Origin of the sequence: Chryseobacterium polytrichastri (genome assembly GCF_900142445.1) — a bacterium.
Classification (GTDB): Bacteria; Bacteroidota; Bacteroidia; order Flavobacteriales; family Weeksellaceae; genus Chryseobacterium; species Chryseobacterium polytrichastri.
In genome coordinates this window covers 69,044-81,956 of the sequence record NZ_FRAV01000003.1, presented here as the reverse complement: position 1 = coordinate 81,956, position 12,913 = coordinate 69,044, and the positions used below count along the sequence as shown (strand labels likewise).

Here is a 12,913-nt window from a genome sequence, read left to right as displayed (position 1 = left end):
TAGGGTGCAAATATAGGTTTTATGGTGGATTTTGCAATAGTTAGAGTAAAAAAAACTTCATAAATATCGATAATTATTAAAATTTTGAATGAAAACAAACAGCTTTTCCATTTCCAACCTTTATTTCCAGCCTTTTTCCCTTTGTAGCTCAGCTTTTTTTAATAAGAAAAAAATACAATTGTAAGGAAATCCTTTCATCAGTTTTTACGTAAATTCGCCTACCATTAATCATTTTTTCTGTACGTCGTCATGGAGCTTCCAAAAGAATATATTTTACCGAATACCAATATCAGTACACTTTCTATATATGAACTTTTGAAGCATACCCAAACGGCGAATTTTATAGAAAATAAAGACTTCCGAGACATCTACCCTCTTGCGTTGGAATGCAATGCCGGAGTGTTTACAAAATCAACTTCTATTATTGATTTCCCCAACGTTTCCGTAAGCCAGGTTGGAACTTCGTTAATCACTGCTTGCTCATGTGACAATGAAACCCAAAAACTTTGTGAACATCAGGCAGAAATCATTTATTGCATTTTAGAACAGAAAAACTTCCGAATCTTTTTTGATCACAATGTAAGACAAAGATCATTGATGTTAGTCGCCAAAGGTTTTGGATTAGAGAATGAAACGAATCTGGATACTTATTTCAATATTGAATATACCGATGGTAAACTGGATATTCAACCTAAAATAAAAGAGCTGATTCAAATAGACGAACAGGTTTTCAAACAGAATCTGCTTCCTCAACGTGTCTCTATACTAAATGAATTGGCTGTACAGAATACTGACAAAAGACAAATACTGGTCATCGGGAGACATCGCTTTTACAATCAATTGAACTTTTCATTGATGGAAGCCGATATTACCCAATCTGGAAAAGTTAAAAACCCCATTACAACCATTGACCCGATGCAGCTGATCTGGAAAGCAGAACAGCCGTCAGAGATCAAATTTTACACCGCCATTATCACTTTTCAAAATAAGTATAGCGAAGAGAAAAGTGCGGCAGAATTACAGGCTTTAAAGCTCATCGTTCAGAACCCTTTGGACTTGGATGTTTATTATCATGATCACAATATAGCGGAAACTATTTCTTCAAAGTCGTTGGTTCCAATTCATTTAAATGTATTAAAATCAGAAATACAACTTACCGTTTTCAAGAAAGATCCTTTTTATGAAATTACGGGTGAACTGTTATTCAATGACATTTCACTTCCCTTTAAAAACGTAGTGATCCGAAACGACTATTTTGTTTATTTTCAAAACACGCTGAGTTTGGTTGATAATCCTGATATGCTTCGCGTGATTAAGTTTTTCAAATCAAACAATGAAATATTAATCCTTCATGCATCAAAATATGAGGAATTTTTACAGACTGTTTTATCTTCATTAGAACAATATATTCATATCAATTATAGCTATATCCGTCAAGCAACTCCGGTGGAATTAGCCGAGAAAGACTTCAAAACAGAGCGCATTATCTACTTGCAACAGAAAGGTAATTTTGTATCGATTACGCCTGTTATGAAATATGGTTCGGTTGAGGTGATCGTTTATTCCCGAAAACAATTATTTGATACCGATCAGAATGGAAACCCATTTTCCATAGAACGAAATCATCAAGCTGAAGATCGATTGACCTCTATCATTATGCAGCAACATCCTGAATTTGAAGAGCAAATGGAAGGAACCGAGTATTTCTATCTTCATAAAGATAAATTTCTGGACGAAAACTGGTTTCTGGAAGCCTTTGAAGCATGGAAAAATGAAAAAATAACCATTCTTGGATTCAATGAATTAAAGAACAATAAATTAAACCAGAATAAAGCTAAAGTAGACATCCAGATCACCAGCGGTGTCGATTGGTTTAATGCTAAACTGGCTATAAAATTTGGTAAAAAAGAAGCTTCATTAAAACAGGTTCACAGAGCGATTCGTAACAAATCGAAGTTTATTCAGCTGGATGACGGCACTCAAGGTATTTTACCTGATGAATGGATCAATAAAATCACCCGATATTTTCAGGTGGGAGATATTGATGAAGAATTGTTGAAAATCCCGAAAATTAATTTTACAGAAATATCAAATCTCTTTGAAAAAGAAATCCTTAGTGATGAGATACATGCAGAAATTACGACCTATTCAAAACGCTTTTCACAAACCAAGAACATTCCTGAAATTGCTGTTCCTACTGAATTAAAAGCAGAATTGAGAGATTATCAACGAGACGGATTAAATTGGCTAGGTTTTCTTGACACCTTTAATTTTGGAGGTTGCCTTGCAGACGATATGGGATTGGGTAAAACCATACAGATCATCGCTTTTATTTTACATCAAAGGGAAAAATACGGACCGACGACCAACCTGATTGTTGTTCCTACTTCTTTGCTCTTCAATTGGCAGGAAGAGATTGAAAAATTTGCACCTTCTATCAAAGTATTGCTTCATTATGGGGCTGATAGAAAGAAAACAACCGAGTTGATGCATCAATACGAAGTGGTTTTGATAAGCTACGGAATGCTGCTGTCGGATATTCGTTTTCTGAAAACCTTCCATTTTAATTATATTTTCCTTGATGAATCGCAGGCGATTAAAAACCCAAATTCTGAAAAATATAAAGCCTCCCGTCTTTTACAATCACGAAATAAAATCGTATTGACCGGAACACCCATTGAAAACAATACTTTTGATCTGTACGGGCAACTTTCCTTTGCCTGTCCGGGATTATTGGGAAGTAAGCAATATTTTAAAGATACATACGCAATTCCGATTGATAAATTTGAATACACAAAACGAGGAACCGAGCTTCAGCAGAAAATAAATCCTTTTATCCTCCGAAGAACCAAAAAGCAAGTCGCCAAAGAGCTTCCCGAAAAAACGGAAATGGTCATTTACTGCGAAATGAATGCAGAACAGCGCAAAGTCTATGACACGTATGAACGTGAACTTCGTGAATTCATTTCCGCATCTACTGATGATGAAACCCTTAAAAACAGCATGCATGTTTTGACGGGATTAACCAAACTTCGACAAATTTGTAATTCTCCCGCTTTATTAAAAGAAGGACATTCAGGAGAGAATTCTGTTAAAATAGAAATCCTGACCGAGCAGATTGAAAATAAATCGAAGGAACATAAAATCCTTGTCTTTTCTCAGTTTGTAGGCATGCTGGATCTTATTAAAGCTGAATTAGAAAAGAAAAATATCCCTTTTGAATATCTGACAGGTCAAACTAAAGATCGAGGAACTAAGGTTAATAATTTTCAAACCGATGAAAATATCCGTGTGTTTTTAATCAGTTTAAAAGCTGGCGGTGTAGGGCTTAACCTTACCAAAGCAGATTATGTTTATCTCGTAGACCCTTGGTGGAATCCCGCTTCGGAAAATCAGGCTATCGACAGAAGTTACAGAATCGGGCAAACCAAAAATGTGATTGCCGTTCGACTGATTTGCTCCAATACTGTTGAAGAGAAAATCTTAAATCTTCAAAAGAAAAAAAGTAAACTTGCCCAAGGCTTAATAAAAACCAGTGAATCAAAATTACAGGGTTTGAGTAAAAGTGATCTTCTGGAAATCTTGGAGTAATTTAACCACAAAAGAGACAAAAGTTTAAGCGCTCAACATACGTTTAGTTTGTCATTCCGGAGGAATCTAAACTATCAAATAAAGTGTTTTAATTACTTTGCTGAGATTCCTCCGGAATGACAAACTGGATGGTTACATCCATTGAAAAATCGTGACTTCTGGCTCCGTAAAATCTTCGATCTATGGTAAAAAATAACCAACTTTTATAGATTATCAGATTAATAAATGATTTCATTGAAAATAATTCAAAATTCAAAGCACATTTAGTATATTTGATTTTTATAATTTTGCATCATGAGCGATCAATTAGAAACTATAGCAGATTACTACAAACGGATCAGAGAAAACAAAAATAAAATGTTTGATACTGATGATTTTGAAACAGGAAAATCGCACTTCAATATTTCTATGCGAAAGTATTGCAGTTTCAAAAGTCCTTATAATCGCAGGGATTACTATAAGATCAGTTTTATTATTGGCAAAGGAACGTTTCAGTATGGGCAGCAACAATTGTATATTGATCGTCCTGCTCTATTTTTTCCTTCTCCCAATATTCCTTACTCGTGGGAATGTGACGGAGATTTGCAAGAAGGTTATTTTTGCCTGTTTAATCAGGAGTTTTTTAATGGAAATTCAGAGTTCAAATTATTCAAGAAAACCTCTCTCTTTAAAGAATGGAGCATGCCACTTGTTTTTTTAACTGAAGAACAAACTCAACTTGTCACCATCTATTTTGAGCAGATGTATAAGTTGAATAACTCTTCTTATCCGTTTCGATGCAACAGTATTAAAAATCATTTGGCATCCGTTTTACACCTTGCCTTAGAAAACCGCATGGAAGACATTGATCCTAATGAACTTCCCGCCAACATTAGATTATACCGATTGTTTGATGAGCTTCTCAACAAACAGTTTCCGTTGGATTCTCCGGCTTATCCGTTAACATTAAAAACTGCTTCAGACTTTGCAGAGCATCTTAATGTGCATGTAAATCATTTAAATTCTTCCGTAAAATCAGTCGCCAATCTTACAACCACTCAAATCATAAAAGAAAGAATGTTTGAGGAATCTAAAAATCTACTGAAATACACCAATTGGGATATTTCGGAAATTGGCTATACACTGGGATTTGATGAACCTTCTCATTTCAACAACTTTTTTAAAAAGCACGCCAATACTTCTCCGCTTAAATTTAAGAGCACTGTTTAATTCTTTGAATTTTGTAATTTTTACTTTGTCTTTTAAAATTCATATTAATGATACTTTCTCTATTTTTGTATCGTTAAAAAATGAATAAACATGTTGTTGAAAGAAGCATCTGAGAAACGCATCAGATTAGTTACGATAATGGCCTTTATATCCATCCCGCTTTCGGGGTTTGTAACGGACATTTATTTACCTTCATTTCCATCGATGGCCAAAGGAATGCAGGTTTCGGAAAAAGACATCCAGATCACGTTAACATCGTATTTACTGAGTTATGGGATCTGTCAGTTATTTGTAGGAAATATCTTAGATAATATCGGGCGTTATCGACCTAAATTGGTAGCCTTATTCTTTTTGATCATCAGCAGTCTTTTGATTACGATGACGAATAGTATCTTGTTGATCTGCCTCCTCCGAATACTTCAGGGAGCAGCTGTTTCTGTTCTGGTAGTGGCGACCCGTGCTATTTTCGTAGATATTTATGACGCCGAAAAAGTGAAACACTATCTAAGCTATTTCACAATCGTCTGGTCTTGTGGACCTATCCTGGCGCCATTTCTTGGCGGTTATCTTGAGAAGTTATTTAACTGGCATGCCAACTTTTATTTCCTGGCCTTTTACGCAGGTGCCATATTTCTTTTTGAATTATTCTTCAGTGGAGAAAGTTTACCTGAAAAGAAGAAAGTCAGTTTTTCAGAGAATATCAAACTCTATCAAATCATGTTGAAGAACCGCATTTTTATGTTGGGAATCTTTATTTTGGGATTAAGTTATTCGATTGTGATGTTGTTTAATATTACCGGACCTTTTATCATTGAAAATACTTTCCACTTCACTCCGGTTGTTATTGGATATTGTACATTAATTTTAGGATTCTCTTGGATGATTGGCGGTTTCATTGGGAAAAAGAGAATTGCATTAGATTTTAAATCTCGTATTTTACAGCCTGTTATTATACAATTGGTTTTAATAGCGAGTTTAATTGCAGTAAGTTACTTCGCACAGAGTCTTTACATTACGATTCCTTTTGCATTTTTTATTCATATTTGTTCGGGGATCTTATTTACATCCTTTTTTACGACAAGTATGTTGTATTTCCCTAAGAATGCAGGAACAGCAGGTGGATTAATGGGCGGATTGGTCTATATCATTACTTCTCTTACCAGCTTTATTATTTCGGTAAGTGGAAACGTAAGCGAACAAAAAGATCTGGGTTGGCGATATTTTATTATTTCCTCTTTACTTTTTGGTATTATCCTTATCATGAGTAAAACATTGAAAAAAGAAAAAGCAGAGAACTAATCTCTGCTTTTTCTTTATATTTTTAAGTGAAGAAATAGATTTACGTTTTCTGGCTCCCGGCCAATGCTTATCTTAGATCCATCATATCCTGCCTGCTTTGCAAGATCGTATAGTTTTTCGTCAGACCTATGGTTTAAATACCACTCACCAAAAAACTCCATATATACTCTGTTTGGATTATGATCTTCATTAAAATTCCCTATAATGATTTCTCCATCATCTTTAAGCCATTCTTTAAACCTCTTCATTAACATAATGAATGCTTTATCATCAAAATAATCGAAAAGTCCACCAGACCAAATGATATCGAATTTTTCATCAGTATTGAAACGAAAAATATTCTTTTTGATAAATGTAATTTTATCTAAATGGGGCCTGTTTAAAATTCTTGCATACATAATAGCTTTTTCATCCATTTCTACACAAGTAGTTGCAATAGCTATTTTAGGGTTTTCATTATATAATTCATAAAGATCTCGTGCCGGCCCACTCGCTAAATTTAAAAGAGATCCTCCCTCTTTCAAACTTTGCGACACTTTTTTCTTAAAGTAATCTTTTCTGTTTCTAACCGCTTGTGCCGAAGGGATTGAAACGGTATACCTATCCCATTTTGGAAATTTGGAGGAAGTCTCCTTAGTATATAACCTATCAATAATATGGAAATCCCCAGCGTATCCATGAGGTTTGGTTAAAATATGCCCCATAATCGATTTATAATCTTTCAGAGATTTACATTTATTTATAAGATCTTGTATTTCATGAATTGTCAATTTACTTTCATGAACTTGGCGAGCCAATTCATTTATCATCATTGTTAGCTCGTCAAACTCTTCAAGTGCTGGACCTTCATGAGAAATTATTGTATTCATTCTTTCAAGAAGTACTGTTGTTTCCATATATTATTATTTAATTGTGAATACTTATTATACTTACCATAAAATGACTTCTCCAAATCTTATTCGATTCGCTTACTCCATATTTTATCCTTTTCTAGTGACTAATTTAATTAAAATATTACTTAACTAATACAAATTCATGTATTTATTTCATCAACAATCAATTCAAGTGGTTATTAAAATTTGACATAACGAAATAGAATCCTCCTCTTCATGTACACAAAACAACATCAATCCTATTGTTGATGTCCCGAATCCTACTGTTTGTGTATTATATTTTATCATCATCCAGACATTTGCTAATATTGCACCATCAAAATAAAAACAATGTAATTTTCATTCATAAAAAATTACAAAAACAAAGAGAAGAAAATGATAGAGTTCATGAAAAGGCAATGGAAGCAGATACTTATCACCTTAGCAGTTTATACGACCTGGAGCGTTGCTGTGTTTTTGTTCCTTGTAAAATTACAAGGTTTAGAAACAACCCTAAAGCAATTTGGAATAGGGAGTATGCTGTATGTTAATATTATTCATACTATTCTTAAGGGTGCTTTTGTTTATTATGTTCTTATTTACCACTTGGCCATTCCTTTAATAAAAACCCGAAAATGGAAAAAAATAGGATGGCAGGGACTTCTATTCTTTACAGTTCTTACGATCTATGAGTATTTCTGGAACTTCTGTATAAGCAGTCCGAAACCTACAGACAATGGATATGTTACTCCAAATACGTTTCTATTAACAGCCTTCTGTCTGGATATTTTAATCATTTTTATATCGATTTTTTTCGCTGTAATTATCACCTCAAACGAGATGCACAAGCGACGAGAAGAGTTGGAAAAACAAAAATTAAAAGCTGAGCTTTCAGCCATTAAATATCAAATCAATCCGCATTTTTTATTTAATTCATTGAGTTTTATTTATACCAAAACATTAAGAACAAATCCTGAAGCCGCCCATGCCGTGCTTTTACTTTCTGAAATCATGAGTTACGCATTGGATGATTGGGATGAGCTTGGAAAAGTGCCTTTAGCACTGGAAGTTGAACATATGAAAAAGGTGATAGAAATGAATCAGATCAGATTTAATCATAACCTCAAAGTGAAATATTATGAACACATAGAAGATAATGAAGCGTATGTTCCCACTTTGGCTTTGGTAACCTTGGTTGAAAATGCTTTTAAACATGGCGACCTTAACGATGAAAACAACCATGTAACCATTCATCTGGAAGCTACAAAAAATAAGATCTATTTTCTGGTAAGCAATAAAAAGAAGAAAGGCCCCAAAGAGCCTTCCAAAGGAATAGGACTCGGTAACGTACAGCAACGTTTGCAGCTGATGTACGGAATCAAGCATTCCTTTACCATCAGAGAAGATGAAAATTATTATGTAAATGAAATAACTATAAACCTTTAAGTTATGATTAATTGTATCGTAGTAGATGATGAGGCACACGCTATAGAATTGCTAACCCTTCATATTGAACAAACCCCATTTCTGAAACTTGCGGGCACGGCCACCAATCCGGCAGAAGCACTACAAGTATTGAATACTACGGAGGTAGACTTGATTTTCCTTGACATTCAGATGCCGGGAATGTCTGGGATCGAATTTCTTCAATTGCTGAATGACCGATATAAAGTGATTCTTACCACTGCATTCAGAGAATACGCAATGGAAGGTTTCGATCATAATGTGGTAGACTATCTCCTGAAACCTATTTTCTTTCCAAGATTTCTTAAAGCGGCACAGCGTGCACAGGAAGCTATTTCAGTACCTAAAAAAGAGATCGATGATTTTATATTGGTAAAAACAGAATATAAAGGCAAGCTCTTAAAGATCAAAATAAATGACATTATTTACATAGAAGGAAAAGGCAAATACGTCTGTTTTCATACCCGAGACGGAGAGCAAGTAACCGCCCTTCTGAATATCGGAGGACTTGAAGAAAAACTACCCGCTGACCAATTCCTGAGAATCCACAAATCTTTCATTATTGCTGTTCCTTTTATTATTATGATCCACGGAAATCTTGTGCAACTGGAATTCACAAAGAATCAAATTCCGATCGGACAAACCTATAAGGATATTTTCATGAGCCAGATGATGGGAAAAGTAATCACCAACAAAAACAAGGAAGACCCCAATCCTACATCATCCATCTAACACAATTCAAAATATTTTCTAACAATTAATTTACAATTTAAAAAATGAAAAATTTATCATTGATTCAATCTGTCGGTATTTTCGCACTGACACTAGCCACCTCATGCACACCTTCTTACTTTGGGAAAACATATTCCCCAACTCAGAATGTAGATGTTTACTTCGAGGCTAACGATGTTAAAAGAGAACATGAAGTAATGGGCACCACTGATATCGGACAAGGATTCAGCTCATTAAATGCAGTACAACAAAAAGTTATTGAACTTGGAAAAGCACAAGGTGCAGACGGTGTTATTATGAAACTAACGGAAGAAGTAACCGGAACTTCAAAAAGTGATTTTGGAAATACAAAACACGGAAGCAAAAACAGCACCTACACCGGAGGCTCTATCAGCAATAATATTAAGACCAAGAAAGTTCAGGCTACTTTCATCAAGTACAAATAAGTCTATTCTTTAAGAGCTGATCATTCGTATTCTGCTCGAATTATTTAATTTCTACACCTACAACTCCCCTATCATTTCGTTTCATAATCTATAGCTTCATAAAGGGTTATAGGAAAAGTATGGTCAAAATTAAAGATTCTTGTGGTATGAAAAACAAAGCTTTTTAAAAGAATGATAGTTGATTTTATTCAATAATCATTGGTATTACCCAATATTTAAGATAGTCGTTTTTATTCATTATCAATCATTCCAATTGTTTTTTTTGATCCGGAGCCGTGGCTCCGGATTTTTTCAGATTCAAAATTAAGCTAGGTTGCCTGATTTCTATATCCATTCTTCCAATAAATGATACCAACGGATCTTATGATCTGATTCAATAAAAAAAACGGCAGAAGCTTTTCTGGTATTCATTTCTCCATCAGCATTTTGAGTTTCTACATATTCTGCCAACGCATGTTTATCTGAAAGCTGAATCTTTATATCCGAAACTTTAATTTCCATTGTTGAAAATCTTCCAAAAGCAGAAGGTAACCAACTTGCAAAACCTTCGTAATCCAATTCATTTCCTCTACTCCCTTTCATCTTGAAATCAGGATGAAAATTCTGCAATAAACTTGAAAGCAGAGCTTCTTTATCTGTTGTATTTTTTGTAAACCAATTTTCAATATTTTCATGAAAATCGAAGATCTCTTTTTCTACCAATTCTTGTGTATTCATTTCTTTTATATTGTTTTTATTATGGATCTTTTTTTAATGACAATTACAGGATTAAGAAAACACAGGAAAAATATCTACTGCATAATTACTACTGCAATTTCATTAATCAATTAACTATCACCAAATTGAATATTATCAGTAGATATGCAGTATGACTTTTTTAAGTGAAACACGATATATTTGAAATATAAATAACCTCGCTTGTTATCATAAAGAACGAGTCTTTTAAGGCTTAAATTTTTTCCTTTGTTTTGAAAAGAATAAAAGTTATCTGCAAATATATTTGTAGTTTCTATATAATCGTCGAGTAATGAGAATACAGTCTCAAAATTCGTGTTTGTGTTTTTGTGTTACAGGGGTAATCCAAAAAGCCCCTGTTTTTTTTCAAGAAGAAAAGAACCATTTATTACAAACAATTATTTTCTAAAAATTTTCTTTCAATTAAAGTATTCATTAATCCGAATACTCTTTCAAAAGCTGTCTATAGCTCATTAATATAGATGATTTTGAAATAAAGCCTACAAATTTATTTTCATGATCTACAACCGGGAGATTCCAAACACCCGTATCATCAAATATCTGAAGAATTTCTAATGGTTTATCTTCCGGATGAATAATGGCCGGAGGCGCTTTCATAATTTTAATAATACTCGCCGACGTATCAGTATCTGAAAACAAAAATGGGCGCACATCATCTATTGTAAGAATTCCGCGCAATGTTTTAGCATCATCAATAACTCCGAAAATGTTTTTGGTCCCATCTTTTACGAGTTCAAACAAATCTGCTATAGAAGCATTTTCATTCACTGTTTCTGAAAACCTGTCGATAAAATCTTCCGTCTTTAATGAAAACAATAAATTCTTATCATGCTTATTCGTGAAAATTTTTCCTTGATCTGCCAATGATTTTAATTCCGGAGAAATTGGGGAAAACCATTTTGCGATGAGGTATGACATTACAGAGACTATCATTAAAGGAATAAAAAGATCATATCCAAAACTAGATTCTGCAATTAGAAATATTGCCGTAAGCGGTGCATACAATACGCCGCTCATAGCTCCTGCCATACCAACAAGAACAAGATTCGTTACCGGAACATCTGAAAATCCAAGATGCTGACAAATCAGAGCAAATAAATACCCTACTGTACCTCCTGCAAAAAGTGAAGGAGCAAAGTTACCGCCATTACCACCACTGAAGATGGTAAAAGAAGTTGCGAATGCCTTTAATAGACACACTAAAATTAAAAAGATAATAACCGTCCACTCCTTAATTTCAAAATATCTGAAAAAGCTGTTTTCAATAATAGAATGGGTATTTCCATTCGTAAAAGCTTTTACCGTATCATATCCTTCCCCAAATAAAGGAGGGAAAAGTACACAAAGTAAGGATAATACCGCTCCACCAAACATTGCTTTTCGGAGGCGTGACATCTTAAGTTCTTTTATAAAATGTTCAACTTTCTGAGAGACCAGCACAAAATACCTTGCATATAAACCTGTTGCAATTCCTAAAATAAGGTAATAAGGAACGTTTCTATAATTAAAAGGTTCCCTGGTGTAAAACCTGAAAAGAATATCTTCCTGAAGTAAGATCCTCGATAAAAGACTTCCACAAACTGCTGCAACTACCAAAGGAATAAAATCTGTAAAAACCACGCCGGTCAATAAGATTTCAAAAGCAAACATAATCCCTGCAATCGGTGCATTAAAAGCCGATGCAATTCCCGCCGCCGCTCCTGCAGCCAGCAATAACGTTCTTTCTTTATAACTTAAACGATACGTCTGTGCAAAATTAGACCCTATAGCAGAACCTGTAACCGCAATTGGACTTTCCAAACCTGCAGAACCCCCAAGCCCAACCGTGATAGCACTCTGAACAATCTGAGAATACATTTTAACGGAGGAAACAATACTTGAGTTTTGTGCAATTTCATATAAAATAGCCCCAATTCCTTTCCTGTCCTGTCCTTTAAATATTGTAAGAACCACACTTGTAGTAGCTACAATTCCTAAAAAAGGAAATATGATGTAAAATAAAATCTGGTATTCAAAATGAACTTCATTCGTAATAAAATAATGAATATGATGCACAAGCGTCTTTAATACAACCCCAGCCAATCCCGCACTACACCCTACAATAATACCCGAAAGAACAAGAAACTGATTACGGCTTAACCTATTGTTCAGCCAATGAAGAATAAGCTCATAACTCCGTACTTTTTCAAGACCATATTTTTGAAAATCTCTTTTGAATTTTAGAAAACTTAAATATTTTCTTTTATTATCAATTTTCACTTCTTTGAATATTTTTTAATTCCACCATTTAGTAAGCGGGATGTAAATTTAGGGAATTAAATTGTCTTTTTTTTGGTGAGCTTCTTTCAATGATCAGAAAATTTACAATCAGAGCCATTTATAGAAAAATGAATAAATCAAGACTCATATTCACTTTTCATTTACAAACAGTTTCTTAAAAACAGCCTTATAGTCTTAAAATAACGTTAAAAAAGTAAGCTTAAAAATGATTGGCACAATTTTTCAATAGTAAAACATAACTCATGTTTAGTTTGAGTTTTCATG

The 12,913-nt window shown here is 34.0% G+C and carries 10 protein-coding genes; 6 read left to right on the top strand and 4 right to left on the bottom strand.

The features are described from left to right. Positions 1-249 precede the first annotated feature (249 nt). The gene (locus tag BUB80_RS02665) at positions 250-3,591 is read left to right on the top strand and encodes a DEAD/DEAH box helicase (protein ID WP_073290679.1); all 3,342 of its coding nucleotides are present in this window, start codon (positions 250-252) and stop codon (positions 3,589-3,591) included. A gap of 88 nt (positions 3,592-3,679) precedes the next feature. Here the strand turns inward: BUB80_RS02665 and BUB80_RS23535 are convergent, their stop codons facing one another. Further along, entirely contained in the window at positions 3,680-3,826 is a 147-nt protein-coding gene (locus BUB80_RS23535; RefSeq protein WP_175549559.1) for a hypothetical protein, read from the bottom strand. A 59-nt stretch (positions 3,827-3,885) separates the two neighbouring features. Here BUB80_RS23535 and BUB80_RS02660 point away from each other — a divergent pair, with 59 nt between their 5' ends. Then, the gene (locus tag BUB80_RS02660) at positions 3,886-4,800 is read left to right on the top strand and encodes a helix-turn-helix domain-containing protein (RefSeq protein WP_073290677.1); all 915 of its coding nucleotides are present in this window, start codon (positions 3,886-3,888) and stop codon (positions 4,798-4,800) included. A gap of 93 nt (positions 4,801-4,893) precedes the next feature. Then, the gene (locus tag BUB80_RS02655; protein WP_073290854.1) at positions 4,894-6,099 is read left to right on the top strand and encodes an MFS transporter; all 1,206 of its coding nucleotides are present in this window, start codon (positions 4,894-4,896) and stop codon (positions 6,097-6,099) included. Positions 6,100-6,113: 14 nt separating this feature from the next. On the opposite strand, the gene BUB80_RS02650 is transcribed toward BUB80_RS02655, so the two are convergent. Then, on the bottom strand, positions 6,114-6,995 hold the full coding sequence (locus tag BUB80_RS02650; RefSeq protein ID WP_073290675.1) for a class I SAM-dependent methyltransferase: 882 nt from the start codon (positions 6,993-6,995) through the stop codon (positions 6,114-6,116). Between the two features lie 384 nt (positions 6,996-7,379). On the opposite strand from BUB80_RS02650, the gene BUB80_RS02645 reads away from it, so the two are divergent. Genes BUB80_RS02645 through BUB80_RS02635 form a run of 3 tightly spaced genes read left to right on the top strand, consistent with a single transcriptional unit; the run spans position 7,380 to position 9,613 of the window. Beyond that, positions 7,380-8,417 carry a sensor histidine kinase gene (locus BUB80_RS02645; protein ID WP_175549558.1) on the top strand — a complete coding sequence of 346 codons (1,038 nt, stop codon included), beginning with the start codon at positions 7,380-7,382 and terminating at the stop codon, positions 8,415-8,417. A gap of 3 nt (positions 8,418-8,420) precedes the next feature. Continuing rightward, the gene (locus BUB80_RS02640; RefSeq protein ID WP_073290671.1) at positions 8,421-9,167 is read left to right on the top strand and encodes a LytR/AlgR family response regulator transcription factor; all 747 of its coding nucleotides are present in this window, start codon (positions 8,421-8,423) and stop codon (positions 9,165-9,167) included. Between the two features lie 44 nt (positions 9,168-9,211). Then, the gene (locus BUB80_RS02635; RefSeq protein WP_073290669.1) at positions 9,212-9,613 is read left to right on the top strand and encodes a hypothetical protein; all 402 of its coding nucleotides are present in this window, start codon (positions 9,212-9,214) and stop codon (positions 9,611-9,613) included. Positions 9,614-9,937: 324 nt separating this feature from the next. Here the strand turns inward: BUB80_RS02635 and BUB80_RS02630 are convergent, their stop codons facing one another. Then, entirely contained in the window at positions 9,938-10,330 is a 393-nt protein-coding gene (locus tag BUB80_RS02630; RefSeq protein WP_073290667.1) for a hypothetical protein, read from the bottom strand. 453 nt (positions 10,331-10,783) lie between these two features. After that, a complete protein-coding gene (locus BUB80_RS02625; RefSeq protein ID WP_073290666.1) occupies positions 10,784-12,628 on the bottom strand; it encodes a chloride channel protein in 1,845 nt (614 codons plus the stop codon). Between the last annotated feature and the right edge of the window lie 285 nt (positions 12,629-12,913).

Bases quoted from the DNA above. Each gene is read 5' to 3' on its own strand.
- BUB80_RS02630 (WP_073290667.1), bottom strand. From the start codon at position 10,330: ATGAATACACAAGAATTGGTAGAAAAAGAGATCTTCGATTTTCATGAA.
- BUB80_RS02660 (WP_073290677.1), top strand. From the start codon at position 3,886: ATGAGCGATCAATTAGAAACTATAGCAGATTACTACAAACGGATCAGA.
- BUB80_RS02665 (WP_073290679.1), top strand. From the start codon at position 250: ATGGAGCTTCCAAAAGAATATATTTTACCGAATACCAATATCAGTACA.
- BUB80_RS02640 (WP_073290671.1), top strand. From the start codon at position 8,421: ATGATTAATTGTATCGTAGTAGATGATGAGGCACACGCTATAGAATTG.
- BUB80_RS23535 (WP_175549559.1), bottom strand. From the start codon at position 3,826: ATGAAATCATTTATTAATCTGATAATCTATAAAAGTTGGTTATTTTTT.
- BUB80_RS02635 (WP_073290669.1), top strand. From the start codon at position 9,212: ATGAAAAATTTATCATTGATTCAATCTGTCGGTATTTTCGCACTGACA.
- BUB80_RS02650 (WP_073290675.1), bottom strand. From the start codon at position 6,995: ATGGAAACAACAGTACTTCTTGAAAGAATGAATACAATAATTTCTCAT.
- BUB80_RS02645 (WP_175549558.1), top strand. From the start codon at position 7,380: ATGAAAAGGCAATGGAAGCAGATACTTATCACCTTAGCAGTTTATACG.